12 protein-coding genes are annotated in these 14,767 nt (G+C 59.6%); 10 read left to right on the top strand and 2 right to left on the bottom strand.

What is annotated here, in order from left to right; all coding sequences use genetic code 11:
- Nucleotides 1-159: 159 nt before the first annotated feature.
- The 5 genes from IEQ42_RS24055 to IEQ42_RS24035 all read left to right on the top strand — a co-directional run bounded on the left by IEQ42_RS24055 (nt 160) and on the right by IEQ42_RS24035 (nt 6,494).
- Nucleotides 160-1,518, top strand: a complete 1,359-nt coding sequence (locus IEQ42_RS24055) for a glutamine synthetase family protein (protein ID WP_210705628.1) — start codon at nt 160-162, stop codon at nt 1,516-1,518.
- A gap of 170 nt (nt 1,519-1,688) precedes the next feature.
- Complete coding sequence (locus IEQ42_RS24050) at nt 1,689-2,777, top strand: polyamine ABC transporter substrate-binding protein (protein WP_210705626.1); 1,089 nt, start codon at nt 1,689-1,691, stop codon at nt 2,775-2,777.
- Nucleotides 2,774-4,075: an NAD(P)/FAD-dependent oxidoreductase gene (locus IEQ42_RS24045; protein WP_210705624.1), complete on the top strand. Its 1,302-nt coding sequence runs from the start codon at nt 2,774-2,776 to the stop codon at nt 4,073-4,075. Before IEQ42_RS24050 ends, IEQ42_RS24045 begins: the two co-directional genes overlap by 4 nt.
- 195 nt (nt 4,076-4,270) lie before the next feature.
- Nucleotides 4,271-5,926, top strand: a complete 1,656-nt coding sequence (locus IEQ42_RS24040) for a PqiB family protein (protein WP_210705622.1) — start codon at nt 4,271-4,273, stop codon at nt 5,924-5,926.
- 16 nt (nt 5,927-5,942) lie between these two features.
- Nucleotides 5,943-6,494, top strand: coding sequence for a PqiC family protein (locus tag IEQ42_RS24035; protein WP_210705620.1), 552 nt, complete (start codon nt 5,943-5,945; stop codon nt 6,492-6,494).
- On the opposite strand, the gene IEQ42_RS24030 is transcribed toward IEQ42_RS24035, so the two are convergent.
- The gene (locus IEQ42_RS24030; protein WP_228732033.1) at nt 6,495-7,340 is read right to left on the bottom strand and encodes a site-specific integrase; all 846 of its coding nucleotides are present in this window, start codon (nt 7,338-7,340) and stop codon (nt 6,495-6,497) included.
- A 384-nt stretch (nt 7,341-7,724) separates the two neighbouring features.
- Between IEQ42_RS24030 and IEQ42_RS24025 the strand changes: the two genes are divergently transcribed.
- From IEQ42_RS24025 to IEQ42_RS24005, 5 genes are all read left to right on the top strand, one after another.
- A complete protein-coding gene (locus IEQ42_RS24025) occupies nt 7,725-9,104 on the top strand; it encodes a UDP-glucose dehydrogenase family protein (RefSeq protein ID WP_210705618.1) in 1,380 nt (459 codons plus the stop codon).
- Between the two features lie 112 nt (nt 9,105-9,216).
- Nucleotides 9,217-10,395 carry an MFS transporter gene (locus IEQ42_RS24020; protein WP_210705615.1) on the top strand — a complete coding sequence of 393 codons (1,179 nt, stop codon included), beginning with the start codon at nt 9,217-9,219 and terminating at the stop codon, nt 10,393-10,395.
- Between the two features lie 155 nt (nt 10,396-10,550).
- Complete coding sequence (locus IEQ42_RS24015; RefSeq protein ID WP_210705613.1) at nt 10,551-11,246, top strand: HPP family protein; 696 nt, start codon at nt 10,551-10,553, stop codon at nt 11,244-11,246.
- 188 nt (nt 11,247-11,434) lie between these two features.
- A complete protein-coding gene (locus IEQ42_RS24010; RefSeq protein WP_042559229.1) occupies nt 11,435-12,541 on the top strand; it encodes an enoyl-CoA hydratase/isomerase family protein in 1,107 nt (368 codons plus the stop codon).
- 3 nt (nt 12,542-12,544) lie between these two features.
- Nucleotides 12,545-13,696 carry an acyl-CoA dehydrogenase family protein gene (locus IEQ42_RS24005; protein WP_210705611.1) on the top strand — a complete coding sequence of 384 codons (1,152 nt, stop codon included), beginning with the start codon at nt 12,545-12,547 and terminating at the stop codon, nt 13,694-13,696.
- A gap of 289 nt (nt 13,697-13,985) precedes the next feature.
- Here IEQ42_RS24005 and IEQ42_RS24000 read toward each other — a convergent pair whose 3' ends face one another.
- Nucleotides 13,986-14,759: an enoyl-CoA hydratase gene (locus IEQ42_RS24000; protein WP_210705609.1), complete on the bottom strand. Its 774-nt coding sequence runs from the start codon at nt 14,757-14,759 to the stop codon at nt 13,986-13,988.
- Between the last annotated feature and the right edge of the window lie 8 nt (nt 14,760-14,767).

Genomic DNA, 14,767 nt, shown 5'->3' with positions numbered 1-14,767 from the left:
GGTGACCTTGCGCACTCTTTTGGTGCGCTTTGGTGTGTCTAAAGTGGATAGATGGAACTGCAAGGCTCGCCCAAGATAGTCGTCAACGCGCTACAGGGGAAGGGGCGGAAGATGAAACCCGCCCTCCCCGGCGTCAATAAAACCAATAACGAGGTCTTTATGAATGCCCCTTTCGATCAGCTGTTCACTTGGCTGAAAGATCACAAGATTACCGAAGTTGAATGTGTGGTCAGCGACCTGACCGGCATTGCCCGCGGCAAAATCGCACCGACCAACAAGTTCCTGCATGAGCGAGGCATGCGCCTGCCGGAAAGTGTGCTGCTGCAAACGGTAACCGGGGACTTTGTCGACGACGACATCTACTACGACCTGCTCGACCCGGCTGACATCGACATGGTCTGCAAGCCTGTGGCGGATGCGGTCTATGTGATTCCTTGGGCAATCGAGCCGACCGCCATTGTCATCCACGATACTTTCGACAAGTTCGGCAACCCGATCGAACTGTCGCCACGCAACGTGCTGAAGAAAGTCTTGCAGCTGTACACCGATAAAGGCTGGAAACCGATTGTTGCGCCGGAAATGGAGTTCTACCTGACCCAGCGCTGCGAAGACCCGGACCTGCCGCTCAAGGCGCCGCTGGGCCGCTCGGGCCGTGCTGAAAGTGGTCGTCAGTCGTTCTCCATCGATGCCGCCAACGAATTCGATCCGCTGTTCGAAGACGTCTACGACTGGTGCGAACTGCAAGGTCTGGACCTCGACACACTGATCCACGAAGACGGCCCGGCGCAGATGGAAATCAACTTCCGTCACGGCGATGCCCTGGATCTGGCCGACCAGATCACCGTATTCAAACGCACCATGCGTGAGGCAGCGCTCAAGCACAACGTCGCGGCGACGTTCATGGCCAAGCCGGTTGGCGACGAGCCGGGTAGCGCCATGCACATTCACCAGAGCGTGGTGGACATCGCCACCGGCAAACCCATCTTCGCCACCGCTGACGGGCAGATGAGCGAACTGTTCCTGCATTACATCGGCGGTTTGCAGAAGTACATCCCGAAAGTCCTGCCGATGTTTGCGCCCAACGTGAACTCGTTCCGCCGCTTCCTGCCGGACACCTCGGCGCCGGTGAACGTCGAATGGGGCGAAGAAAACCGCACCGTCGGCTTGCGTGTGCCGACGTCCAGCCCTGAGGCGATGCGCGTGGAAAACCGCTTGCCGGGCGCCGACGCCAACCCGTATCTGGCGATTGCCGCGAGTCTGCTCTGCGGTTACCTCGGCATGGTCGAGAAGATCGAGCCGAGCGCGGGCGTCGAGGGTCGCGCTTACGAGCGCCGCAACCTGCGCCTGCCGATCACCATCGAAGAAGCGCTGACGCAAATGGAAGAATGCGCCACCGTCGCCGAGTACCTGGGCAGCAAGTTCGTCCGTGGCTATGTCGCGGTGAAACGTGCCGAGCATGAAAACTTCAAGCGCGTGATCAGCTCGTGGGAGCGTGAGTTCCTGATGATGAGCGTCTGATTCAAATCTGCACAATCCATGTGGGAGCGGGCTTGCCCGCGATGAGGCCGGCAGCCTCGCTATCAATGTTGCCTGTGCCGCCGCCATCGCGGGCAAGCCCGCTCCCACAGGGTCTGTGCAAGGCATCACCTACCCAACACAATAAAAAGACCATTTAAAGAGGTGTCGATATGCGTCTATTGAAATCCCTGATCCCGCTCAGCCTGAGCGTTCTGTTCAGCGCCGTAGCCCACGCCCAGCCACAGATCAGCGTCTACAACTGGACCGACTACATCGGTGAAACCACCCTCGCCGACTTCCAGAGCCAAACCGGGATCAAGGTGATCTACGACGTTTTCGACTCCAACGAAACCCTCGAAGGCAAGCTCCTCGCCGGCCGCACCGGCTATGACGTGGTGGTGCCGTCCAACCACTTCCTCGCCCGTCAGGTAAAAGCCGGGGCGTTCCTCAAACTGGACCGCGCGCAACTGCCCAACTGGAAAAATCTCGACCCGAAACTGCTCGAACTGCTGGAGAAAAACGACCCGGGCAACGAGCATTCCGTGCCGTACCTGTGGGGCACCAACGGCATCGGCTACAACGTCGACAAAGTCAAACAAGTGCTGGGCATTGATCACATCGATTCCTGGGCCGTGCTGTTTGAGCCGCAGAACCTGAAGAAACTCAGCCAGTGCGGCGTGTCGATGATGGACTCTGCCGACGAAGTCTACCCGGCCATCCTCAACTACATGGGCCTGGACCCGCGCAGCGAGAATCCGGAAGACTATAAGAAAGCCGAAGCCAAACTGCTGAGCATTCGCCCGTACATCACCTACTTCCACTCGTCCAAGTACGTGTCGGACCTGGCCAACGGCGACATCTGCGTGGCCTTCGGTTATTCCGGCGACGTGTTCCAGGCGGCCAATCGCGCCAAGGAAGCCAAGAACGGCGTGAACATCGCCTACGCGATCCCGAAAGAAGGCGCCAACCTGTGGTTCGACCTTTTGGCGATTCCGGCCGACGCCGGCAATACCAAAGAAGCCCACGCGTTCATTAATTACCTGCTCGATCCGCAGGTGATCGCCAAGGTCAGCGGTTCGGTCGGTTATGCCAACCCGAACCCGGCCGCCAAGCAGTACATGGATCAGGAGCTGGTCAACAACCCTGAGGTTTATCCGTCTCAAGCGGTGCTCGACAAGCTCTACATCTCCTCTACCCCGCCCCAGGCAATCATGCGTCTGATGACCCGTTCCTGGAGCAAAGTGAAGTCGAACAAATGAATCAGTACACCCAAGAACACGCCCGCTCCTACTACGCAGCCTCGGCTCGGGCGACCACTCCCTACCCTGTCCTGGACGGTGATCTGAGCGTCGATGTCTGCGTGATCGGCGGCGGGTTCACCGGGGTCAACACCGCCATCGAGCTGGCTCAGCGCGGGCTGTCGGTGGTGTTGATCGAGGCGCGGCGGATTGGCTGGGGCGCCAGCGGCCGCAATGGCGGTCAATTGATCCGCGGGATTGGCCACGAGGTCGAAGGTTTCGCCAAGTATGTGGGTCAGGAAGGTGTGCGCTATTTACAGCGTGCCGGGATCGATTCGGTGGACCTGGTGCGCCAGCGCATTACAGACAACGGCATCGAATGCGATATGCGCTGGGGCTTCTGTGAGCTGGCGAATACGCCGGCGCAATTCGCCGCGTTCAAGGAAGAACAAGTCAGCCTCGCCGAACTCGGCTACGCCCATGAAACCCGTCTGGTCGGGCCCGAGCAGATTCGCCAGCAAGTGGTGAATGCCGAAGGTTACGCGGGCGGTCTGATCGACATGGGCTCTGGGCACCTGCATCCACTGGATCTGGTGCAAGGTGAAGCGCGACTGGCGACTTCACTTGGCGTGAAAATATTCGAGCAGAGCCCGGTACTGGAAATCATCCATGGCACGACGGCTCAGGTGCGTTGCGCCACTGGCACCGTGCGTGCCGGCAGCCTGGTGCTCGGTTGCAACGCGCACCTTGATGAACTCGAACCTCAGCTGAGTGGCAAAGTGTTGCCCGCCGGTAGCTACATCATTGCCACCGAGCCGTTGTCCGAAGAACGCGCCGCGCAACTGATCCCGCACAATCTGGCCCTGTGTGATCAGAAGGTCGGACTCGATTACTACCGGCTCTCGGCGGACCGGCGCTTGTTGTTCGGCGGTGCCTGCCATTACTCCGGGCGAGATCCAGCAGACATCGCCGCCTACATGCGCCCGAAGATGCTCAAGGTCTTCCCGCAACTGGCCGACGTGCGCATTGATTATCAGTGGGGCGGCAAGATCGGCATCACAGCCAACCGCTTCCCTCAGGTCGGGCGCCTGAAACAGCACCCGAACGTGTTCTACGCCCAGGGTTACTCCGGTCATGGCCTGAACGTGACTCACTGGTGCGCAAAACTGCTCGGCGAGGCGATTGACGCCGGCCACAGTCAGGGCATGGACGTGTTCAGCGGCGTGCCGCACATGACCTTCCCCGGCGGCCCGGCCCTGCGTTCGCCCCTGCTGGCACTGGGCATGTTCTGGTATCGCCTGCGCGAGATACTCGGCTAACACACGATCCCATGCAGGACCTGCCGAAGGCTGCGATCTTTTGATCTTGCTTGATTTGACCGTTCCCACGCAGGAGCGTGGGAACGATCACCGTCAACATCGTCAGTAATTTGCTCTATCGCCAAGCACTTCTATATTGATGAAGTGCTTTTGCGTTCCTGACGCTCAGTGCCCAATTATCAGAGGAGGACACGGATGAAGTCGTCAGCCACCAACGAGCCGCCAGCACCGGGCCAGGCGCCCATAAAAACCCGACGCTTCAGCCTGTCGCTGGTATGGGTCGTGCCGATTATCGCGGTGCTGGTGGGCATTTCGCTGGTGGTGCACAACCTGATGCAGGAAGGGCCGACCATCACCGTCAACTTCAAGACCGGCAGCGGTCTGGTGGCGAACAAGACCGAAGTCAAATACCGCAACGTGGTCATCGGCCGGGTCACCGATGTCGAGTTGAGCGATGACCAGAAAAGCGTCAACGCCACCATCAAACTGGCCAAGCAGGCCGAAAGCTTTACCCGCGAAGACTCGCAGTACTGGGTGGTACGCCCACGCATTGGCGCTGGCGGCGTTTCCGGTATCGACACCCTGCTCTCCGGCGACTATATCGGCGCCGACATCGGCCAGGCCAATAACCGCGCCAAGCAGTTCAAGGGGCTGGAGAACCCGCCGCCGATCACCTACGGCGAACCGGGCAAGCGCTTCATGCTGCACACCCAGGATCTCGGCTCGCTGGACATCGGTTCGCCGGTTTACTACCGCAAGATCCAGGTTGGCCAAGTGGTCGCCTACACCCTCGCCCAGGACGGCAAAGGCGTCGACATCGAAATCTTCATTCATTCGCCCAACGATGCCTTCGTCACTGAAAACACCCGGTTCTGGAACGCCAGCGGCATAGACGTCAGCGTTGGCGCCAACGGTTTTCAGGTCAAGACCGAATCGTTGTCGTCGATGCTGGTCGGCGGCATCGCCTTCCGTGCTCCGGATTACAGTCCCAACGATGTAGCAGCGGCCGATGACAAAGACTTCGAGCTGTTCGAAGATCAGTTGACCGCCCTCGCCCCACCGAACGGCAAGGCGCAATACCTGAGCTTGCGCTTCGACCAGTCCCTGCGCGGCCTCAAGGTTGGCGCACCGGTGGAGTTCCTCGGCATGGAAATAGGCCGGGTGGTAGCAATCAATCTGGATTTCGACGCGAAAAAACGCAGCTTCCCGCTGAACGTTGGCATCGTCATTTACCCGCAGCGCCTCGGCCAGGCATACAAAAAAATGCTCACGGCGTTCAATCATGACCCCAACGACGAAGCCGCCGGTATACGCCTGATGGGCACCTTTATCGACAACGGCCTGCGCGCCCAGGCCCGCAGCGGCAACCTGCTCACGGGCCAACTGTATGTGGCCCTGGACTTCTTCCCTAAAGCCGAAAAAGTCGCCTTCGATCCAACGGCTCGTCCCGTGGTCATACCGACCGTGCCAGGCAGCCTCGAACAGTTGCAGGAAAAACTCGAAGCGATGGTCGACAAAATCAACAAACTGCCGGTGGAACGGATCGCCAGCAACCTCGACGGCAACCTGGTCGAGTTGCGCAAAGGCCTGACCCAGTTCAATGCGAAAACCTTGCCGGGCGTACAGAGCACCCTCGCCGACGTCAGCAAAACCCTGCAGTCCGCCAACTCCACGCTGGCCGATGACTCACCGCAGCGGGAAAAAATCAATGAGACCCTCGACGAGCTCTCTCGCATGTCGCGCTCCCTGCGCGAGTTCTCGGACTACCTGGGTCGTCATCCGGAATCGTTGATTCGCGGTCGTCCCGAAAACGCCGGGCCGATGGACCTGAAAGGACCGCCACGCAATTGAGCACAGGAGCTGAACCATGGCTTTACCGTTGAAGATCACCGTGCTCGCTGCATTTGTGCTGCTTGGTGCTTGTCGCAGCGATCCGATCAGCTTTCACACGCTGGTGCCGGCACAACCGGGTTCTGGCCGAAGCGGATCGGAGATCGCCATTGAAGGCATCACCGTGCCGCCGCAGGTCGATCGTGCGCAAATCGTCATCCGTCAGGGCAACAGTGGCCTGGCGATACTGGAGACTGAATGGTGGGGCGCGACGCTCGCGGATGAATTGCGCACTGCCTTGGTCGACCAGTTGAGCAGCGCCAGCGGCCAGCAGAAACTCTCGGTGCGCGTCGACGTGCAGCGCTTCGATTCGATCCCCGGCCAGTACGGTTTGATCGACGTCAAATGGCGTTTGCGGCCACTCGGCGAGGCTGACAGCGCATTACTGACCTGCCGTTCCGTCCTGCAAACGCCGTCCGGGCCAAGCATCGACGAACTGGTGACGGCGCAGCAGAACAACGTCAAACGTCTTGCCGCGCAAATCACTCAGGCCGCCAGTGGGTCGCGCGGTTGCCCTCCCGCCTCCTGATCAGAGATCGAAGCGATCCACTGCCCGCCGCCGCTCGTTGTCGTCACGCACATCGTAGTTGGCGGTGGTCTGGATGTTGCTGTGATGCGCCAGCTTCTGCGCAATCGACAGATCATGCTCTTCGATCACCCGGGTGATGAACGAACGCCGAAAATCGTGGGGCATGATCTTCACCCCGACCTGTGTGCCGCGCTGGCGGGCGATGTAATAGATCGCGTGTTTGGTGATGCGTTCGCGGGTGATGTGGCTGCCACGACGGATGCGATTGAACAGAAACCCGTCATCGCTTTCACCTTCCTTGAGCTGTGAGCGACGCAGTTCCAGCCACGCATCGAGCTTTGCGAACGCCCACGCCGGAGCGTACTTGATCAGTTGTTTGTTGCCCTTGCCGATGACGGTCAGGCTGCGCTCAGTGAAATCGACCTGATTCAAATCCAGATCCACCGACTCGGATTTGCGCATGCCGGTACCGTACAGCAGCGCAATCACAGCGGCGTCACGCAAGCCCTGCGGGCGTGGGTCGGCGGCGCAGACTTCCATCAATTCGTGAATCAGCGTGCGTTTGAGATTGCGCCCCTGCGATAACCGCGTGCCGGCGATGCCTTTGACCGAACGCATTTTCAACAGGTGATCCTGAGTGATCAGGCTCATGCGCCAGGCTTCGTTCATCACCCCGCGCACGGCATTTACATAAAGCGAAGACGTATTGGGCGCGTAGTTGTCCTCACGCAAAGCCGCCACCAGTGCAACGACATCTTCAGGTTGCAAGCCGTGCCATGGAATGTCTTCGAGATTCACGTCTTCGAAACCCAGGCGGTCGGCGGCGTCCTGCAAGACGTAGCGCATGGTCAATTGGCTGGAAGGCGCCAGGCGTGCCAGATAAAGCGTCAGCGGATTAGTGTTGGACGGGGAAGATGGGGTACTCGACAAGTCAATCAAACGAAACGGCCTTGAATGGAAAACAGTTCATTACAACATGACAAAAAACGGCAAAACCTGAATGCGACCGGTTGCCGGAAAAGGCTCACAACCTGCCGGCCAAGGGCTTAAAAGTCAATCAGGCATTCCCCGGCCGGTATCCCAAGCCCTTGAACTTCCGCGTTTTTCAGACAACCGGGCGGACGTTGCAGGAGCGATAGACGAATTGAAACATGCCCTTGCCTAACCTGATCGCGGTCAACAACAGATCAACACTCATCTGGCTCGTGCGTCCGCATTCAGGAGTGCTTCATGAAAATCACGGTATTTGGCAGCGGTTATGTCGGTCTGGTGCAAGCGGCTGTGCTGGCAGAAGTCGGGCATGACGTGGTGTGTATGGACATCGACCAGAACAAGGTCAACTTGCTGAGTCAGGGCCACGTCAGCATCTTCGAGCCGGGGCTGGCCAGCCTGGTGCGTGAGGGGCTGGATTCGAAACGCCTGTTGTTTACCACCGACGAAAAACTCGCCGTGCAGCACGGCCGTGTGGCGTTCATTGCGGTGGGTACGCCGTCGCGTGAAGACGGCTCGGCGGATTTGCGCTACGTGCTCTCGGTCGGCGATGCGATTGCCCGTCACCGTGAACATCCGCTGATTCTGGTGGAGAAATCCACGGTGCCAGTGGGCACGGGCGATACCTTGCGCACGCACATCGAAAAGGCCTTGATCAAGGTGGGTCGTTTACTGCATTTCGATATCGTCTCCAACCCGGAGTTTCTCAAGGAAGGTTCCGCCGTCGCTGATTGCCGGCGTCCGGATCGCATCGTCATCGGTTGCGAGGGCGATGAGGTGCGTGACGTGATGCGCGATCTGTATGCGCCGTTCAATCGCAACCATGACCGCATCATGTTCATGGATCTGCGTAGCGCCGAGCTGACCAAGTACGCGGCCAACTGCATGCTGGCGACCAAGATCAGCTTCATCAACCAGATCGCCGAACTGGCCGAACACCTGGGTGCCGACATCGAATCGGTGCGCCAGGGCATCGGCGCCGACACGCGCATCGGCTATCACTTCATCTACCCGGGTTGTGGTTATGGCGGTTCGTGCTTTCCCAAGGACATGCGCGCCTTGATCCACAGTGCCGAACAGGCGCACTGCTCCAGCGACTTGCTGCAAGCGGTCGAAGCGATCAATCAGCGGCAGAAGCACAAGCTGTTCGAGCGTATCAACGCCTTCTACAAAGGCGACCTGCGCGGCAAGACTTTCGCCCTGTGGGGCCTGGCCTTCAAACCCAACACCGACGACATGCGCGATGCGCCGAGCCGGGTCTTGCTGGAAGAACTGTGGGCCGCCGGCGCCAGTGTGCGTGCGTTCGACCCCGAAGCCATGCAGGAAACCCAAAACCTCTACCCGGACGAAGCAAAACTGATGTTGATGGGCACGCCTGAGTCGGTATTGCCCGGCGCCGACGCGCTGATCATCTGCACCGAGTGGCAGCAGTTCAAGGCGCCGGATTTCGACTTGATCAAGCAGCGCCTCAACACCCCGGTGATCTTCGACGGTCGCAACCTGTACGACGCCGAGCGGTTGGCGCGCAATGGCTTCCAGTACTTCCCGATGGGCCGTGGCGAATCGCGCAAACTGCCGATCTCGCTGCAGCAATGGCCGCGCGCGTCCGACGTCGCCTGACCGGTTATTGCGACCTCTGAGCTCCTACAGAGGGAATTTTGTTGTGTCAGGTTGACCGGTGACCGAGACCCGGTTGAGGATGGCTATCTGAAATAAGGACATTGACCTCTTCGTGGCCACCTACTCTCCCCTGATCCGCCGGCTGATGATCAGCTCGCTGACAGTTGTCATCAGCCGTGCCCTGATCAGCCCGTTGCTGACCTTGTTCCTCAGCAACAAACTTGGCCTCAACCCACAGGACGTCGGGCTGCTGCTGGGCATTGCGGTGTTCAGTGCCACGCTGCTGTCGCTGTATGGCGGTTACATCATCGATCGCCTGGACAAGCGCCAGTTGCTGATCCTTACCATGCTCTCAAGCGGCATCGGCCTGATCCTGCTGACCTTCGCGCAGAATCTGTATCTGGTCACGCTGGTGTTGATCATCAGCGAAACCGCCTCGGCGCTGTTCCTGATCTGCTCCAAGGCGATCCTCAGCGAGAACCTGCCCGTCGGCCAGCGGGTCAAGGCTTTTTCCCTGAACTACACGCTGACCAATATCGGTTACGCCGTCGGCCCGATGATCGGCGTGGTGATCGCCGGTATTCAGCCTGGCGCGCCGTTTATCGTCGCCGGTGCGATCGCCTGCGCCAGTGTATTCCTGCTGCTCGGCGCCGCCAGGAAGGTGAACCCGATATCACCGTTCGGCCAGCCGCAAAGCTTTGTGAATACCCTGATCATCCTGAAAAACGACCGCACGATGGTCCTGTTCACCCTCGGCTGCCTGCTCAGTACGCTGGTGCACGGGCGTTTCACCTTGTACCTGTCGCAGTACCTGCTGGTGACCCACACTCAGCAACAGACGCTGGACACCATGGCCGCCCTGCTCGCCTGCAACGCGATCACAGTGATCCTGCTGCAATATCAGATCGGCCGGTTCCTCAAGCGCGAGCACCTGCGGTACTGGATTGCCGGGGGCACCGCGCTGTTCATCGTCGGGCTGATCGGCTTCAGTGTCGCCGACAGCCTCGTCGGCTGGTGCGTGGCGATGTTCATCTTCACTCTGGGCGAGATGATCATTTACCCGGCGGATTTCCTCTTCGTCGACACCCTCGCCCCGGAAGAACTGCGTGGCAGCTACTACGGCGCACAAAATCTGGCGGCACTGGGCGGTGCTTTAAGCCCGGCAATGTGCGGGTTTCTGCTGATGCACACACCGGCACCGAGCATGTTTTACGCCCTCAGTGGTCTCGCGGCGCTGGGCGGCTATCTGTGTTTTGTCAGTGGACGCAGGGCTGCTTCAATGCAAAGATAATGCACTCAAACTGCATTAATATGAATTTGTCAGCATCGAGATTGATCGGCACACTGTGCGCGTTCCTCCCCCAATGTTGGAACACTTCGAGGGCTTTCCGGATTTGCCGGACAAGTCCTTTTTTTTGCCCGGATTTTTGCAAGGATCGGTTTTACATGCTCGCTCGCTGGTTGCCCGCTGCCATCAACACTCGCCCCACCGAATGGAGCCGCGCCGCTATCGGCATGGCACTGGGCACGCTGTTCAGCGTGTGGTTGTGTGCCCAGGTATTTGGTCATGAAGTCGCTTATCACCTGATCGGCCCGTTGGGCGCCTCAGCGGTGTTGCTGTTCGCCGTATCGTCCGGCGCCCTCGCCCAGCCCTGGTCGATTCTGGGCGGCTATCTGTGTGCCGGTGTCGTGGCCTTGCTGGTCGCCCATGTGCTCGGCCGAACACTCGGCAGCGCGTGTCTGGCGGCGGGCATCGCGTTGATTCTGATGTGCTGGTTGCGTTGCCTGCACCCACCGGCCGGCGCGTTGGCGTTGACGCTGGTGCTGGCCGACCCAGCGACTATCGCCATGGACTGGAAAGCCATGGAGCCAGTGATGCTGGGGGCTGCGTGCATGTTGGCCAGCGCCTTGGCCTACAACAACCTGACGCGCATTCGTTACCCGAAACGCCCCGCCGAACCCGCCCCCGTGGTTGCCCCGGTCGACAGTCAGGCGATTACTGCTGAAGACCTGAAACTGGCGCTGGCCGACATGGAGGCGTTCATCGACATCACGCCTGAAGACCTGGAGCAATTGATCCACGCCAGTGAACTGCATGCCAAACGGCGCAGCATTGGTGAAGTTTTCACCCGCCCGTCCTGAATCCCCACACTTCTGTGTAGGCGCTGCCGAAGGCTCCTACACTGTCATTGCATTCCATCACCTGATGTAAAAATGCACACAGCCCCTGCAGATATCCTCGTTGTACAGGGCAAATTTGCACTGTTACGATCCGTTAACGCTCGCGCGCGAGCTTCTCGAATAAAGACAATAAAAGCAGGGAGTTAGTGATGACTGCTCAGGCTTCATCCCCGCGGACTCTGTCCATGGATGCCACGCAAAACGAAGTGCTGGCCGAGGTTCGCAACCACATCGGTCACCTGACCCTCAACCGCCCTACCGGCCTCAACGCCATTACCCTCGACATGGTTCGCCTGCTGCAACAGCGGCTCGACGCCTGGGCGAGCGACGCCGATGTGCACGCCGTTGTCCTGCGCGGTGCCGGTGACAAAGCCTTCTGCGCTGGCGGCGACATTCGTTCCCTCTACGACAGTTACAAGAGCGGCGACACGCTGCACGAAGATTTTTTCGTCGAGGAATACGCCCTCGACCTGACGATTCACCACTACCGCAAACCGGTGCTGGCGCTGATGGACGGATTCGTCCTCGGTGGCGGTATGGGTCTGGTGCAAGGCGCCGATCTGCGCGTGGTCACCGAGAAGAGCCGACTGGCGATGCCGGAAGTGGCCATCGGTTATTTCCCGGACGTCGGTGGCAGCTATTTCCTGCCGCGCATTCCCGGCGAGCTGGGGATATACCTGGGGGTCAGCGGCGTGCAGATCCGCGCTGCCGATGCGTTGTATTGCGGGCTCGCCGACTGGTATCTGGACAGCAGCAAACTGGCCATCCTCGATGAAAAACTCGATCAGATGGAATGGCAGGACACACCGCTCAAGTCGCTGCAAAACCTGTTGGCCAAACACGCCGTACAAACCCTGCCCGATGCGCCACTCGAAGCCTTGCGTCCGGCCATCGACCACTTCTTCGCGCTGCCGGACGTGCCAAGCATGGTCGAGCAACTGCGCGCCGTCACCGTTGCCAACAGCCATGAATGGGCGACCACCACGGCTGATCTGCTGGAAACCCGCTCGCCGCTGGCCATGGCCGTTACGCTGGAAATGCTCCGTCGTGGCCGGCACTTGAGCCTGGAACAGTGCTTCGCCCTCGAACTGCATCTGGATCGTCAGTGGTTCGCCCGCGGTGACCTGATCGAAGGCGTGCGCGCCCTGCTGATCGACAAAGACAAGACACCTCGCTGGAACCCGCCGAACCTCGCCGCGCTGGACGCTGCGCATGTGGCGAGTTTCTTCCACGGTTTTGCTGAGAGCGGGAGCTGAGCCATGCACGATCTCGAACTGACTGAAGAACAAGTGATGATCCGCGACATGGCCCGGGACTTTGCCCGCGGCGAAATCGCGCCTCATGCGCAAGCCTGGGAAAAGGCTGGCTGGATCGACGACGCCCTCGTGGCGAAGATGGGCGAGTTGGGTCTGCTGGGCATGGTCGTGCCTGAGGAATGGGGCGGGACCTACGTCGACTACGTCGCTTATGCGCTGGCCGTGGAAGAAATTTCCGCCGGCGATGGCGCCACTGGCGCGTTCATGAGCATCCACAACTCGGTGGGTTGCGGCCCGGTGATGAACTACGGCAGCGACGAGCAGAAACAGACCTGGCTGACGGATCTGGCCAGCGGCGCGGTGATCGGCTGCTTCTGCCTGACCGAACCGCAGGCCGGTTCCGAAGCGCACAACCTGCGCACTCGCGCCGAGCTGCGCGATGGCCAGTGGGTGATCAACGGCGCCAAGCAATTTGTCAGCAATGGCAAACGGGCGAAACTGGCGATCGTGTTTGCGGTGACCGACCCGGATCTGGGCAAGAAAGGCATTTCGGCGTTTCTGGTGCCCACCGATACACCGGGCTTCATCGTCGATCGCACCGAACACAAAATGGGCATCCGCGCTTCCGACACCTGTGCGGTGACGCTGAACAACTGCAGCATTCCCGAGGCCAATCTGCTTGGCGAGCGCGGCAAAGGTCTGGCGATTGCCCTGTCCAACCTTGAGGGCGGACGCATCGGCATCGCCGCGCAAGCGTTGGGGATTGCCCGCGCGGCGTTCGAAGCGGCGCTGGCTTATTCGCGGGATCGGGTGCAGTTCGGCAAGCCGATCAACGAACACCAAAGCATCGCCAATCTGCTGGCCGACATGCACATGCAATTGAACGCGGCGCGGTTGATGATTTTGCATGCGGCGCGTCTGCGCACGGCGGGCAAACCGTGTTTGTCAGAGGCCTCACAGGCCAAGCTGTTTGCGTCCGAGATGGCCGAGAAGGTTTGCTCGTCGGCGATTCAGATTCATGGTGGGTATGGGTATCTGGAAGATTATCCGGTCGAGAAGTATTACCGCGATGCGCGGATTACCCAGATTTATGAAGGCTCGAGCGAGATTCAGCGGATGGTGATTGCTCGGGAATTGAAGAACTACCAGTTGTAGCGTGATGGCCCTCTTTCCCTCACCCCAGCCCTCTCCCAGAGGGAGAGGGGGCCGACCGAGGTATCTCGCGTTATACATCGACCTGAAAGACCGAGTTGACGATGAATGCTACGGGACACTTGTGGCGGCCTGAAAGGCCGATGCGTTTGCCAATAAGCGATTTGCTGGCTTCTCAAACCTAAGCTCGCCTTGGTGGCTCAGGTCGATGTATCGCTCACAAAGAACTCGGTCAGTCCCCTCTCCCTCCGGGAGAGGGTTAGGGTGAGGGGCTCTTTCGCTGTCAACCGAATTACTTACCCTTGAACTCAGGCGTCCGCTTGGCCACAAACGCCGCCATCCCTTCCTTCTGATCCTGCGTCGCAAACGCCGCATGGAACACCCGGCGCTCAAACCGCACACCCTCCGTCAAATTGACCTCAAACGCACGGTTCACACTTTCCTTGACCATCATCGCAATCGGCAGCGATTTACTGGCGATCACTGCTGCCACTTTCAGCGCTTCATCGAGCAATTCATCACTCGGCACGATCCGCGCGACGATGCCGCAACGTTCAGCCTCAACCGCGTCGATTAAACGCCCGCTCAGGCACATTTCCATGGCTTTGGCTTTGCCCACGGCGCGAGTCAGACGTTGTGTGCCGCCCATACCCGGCAGCACGCCGAGGTTGATTTCCGGCTGACCGAATTTGGCGTTGTCGCCGGCCAGGATAAAGTCGCACATCAACGCCAGCTCACAGCCACCGCCGAGAGCAAAGCCATTAACGGCGGCGATGATCGGCTTGCGGCGGTTGGCCACGCGATCACTGTCGCTGAACAGGTCGTCCATATAAATCTGCGGATAGGTCAGCTCGGCCATTTCCTTGATGTCGGCACCGGCAGCGAAAGCCTTTTTCGAGCCGGTGATAACGATGCAACCGATGTTGCCATCCGCTTCCAGCGCATCAAGTGCCTGGTTCACTTCGCTGACCAGTTGCGCGTTCAGCGCGTTGAGCGCCTGCGGCCGGTTGAGAGTGATCAAGCCAACACGGCCGTGGTTTTCCAGCAGAATCGTTTCGTAAGTCATGGATAAAA

This window comes from Pseudomonas iridis, assembly GCF_017980685.1.
Taxonomy (GTDB): domain Bacteria; phylum Pseudomonadota; class Gammaproteobacteria; order Pseudomonadales; family Pseudomonadaceae; genus Aquipseudomonas; species Aquipseudomonas iridis.
This window is presented reverse-complemented; position numbering and strand designations above follow the sequence as displayed.

What these genes read in the sequence shown, in the direction of transcription:
- IEQ42_RS24055 (WP_210705628.1), top strand. Translation starts at nt 160, where the DNA reads ATGAATGCCCCTTTCGATCAGCTGTTCACTTGGCTGAAAGATCACAAG.
- IEQ42_RS24050 (WP_210705626.1), top strand. Translation starts at nt 1,689, where the DNA reads ATGCGTCTATTGAAATCCCTGATCCCGCTCAGCCTGAGCGTTCTGTTC.
- IEQ42_RS24045 (WP_210705624.1), top strand. Translation starts at nt 2,774, where the DNA reads ATGAATCAGTACACCCAAGAACACGCCCGCTCCTACTACGCAGCCTCG.
- IEQ42_RS24040 (WP_210705622.1), top strand. Translation starts at nt 4,271, where the DNA reads ATGAAGTCGTCAGCCACCAACGAGCCGCCAGCACCGGGCCAGGCGCCC.
- IEQ42_RS24035 (WP_210705620.1), top strand. Translation starts at nt 5,943, where the DNA reads ATGGCTTTACCGTTGAAGATCACCGTGCTCGCTGCATTTGTGCTGCTT.
- IEQ42_RS24030 (WP_228732033.1), bottom strand. Translation starts at nt 7,340, where the DNA reads ATGCGCTACGTCTTGCAGGACGCCGCCGACCGCCTGGGTTTCGAAGAC.
- IEQ42_RS24025 (WP_210705618.1), top strand. Translation starts at nt 7,725, where the DNA reads ATGAAAATCACGGTATTTGGCAGCGGTTATGTCGGTCTGGTGCAAGCG.
- IEQ42_RS24015 (WP_210705613.1), top strand. Translation starts at nt 10,551, where the DNA reads ATGCTCGCTCGCTGGTTGCCCGCTGCCATCAACACTCGCCCCACCGAA.
- IEQ42_RS24010 (WP_042559229.1), top strand. Translation starts at nt 11,435, where the DNA reads ATGACTGCTCAGGCTTCATCCCCGCGGACTCTGTCCATGGATGCCACG.
- IEQ42_RS24005 (WP_210705611.1), top strand. Translation starts at nt 12,545, where the DNA reads ATGCACGATCTCGAACTGACTGAAGAACAAGTGATGATCCGCGACATG.
- IEQ42_RS24000 (WP_210705609.1), bottom strand. Translation starts at nt 14,759, where the DNA reads ATGACTTACGAAACGATTCTGCTGGAAAACCACGGCCGTGTTGGCTTG.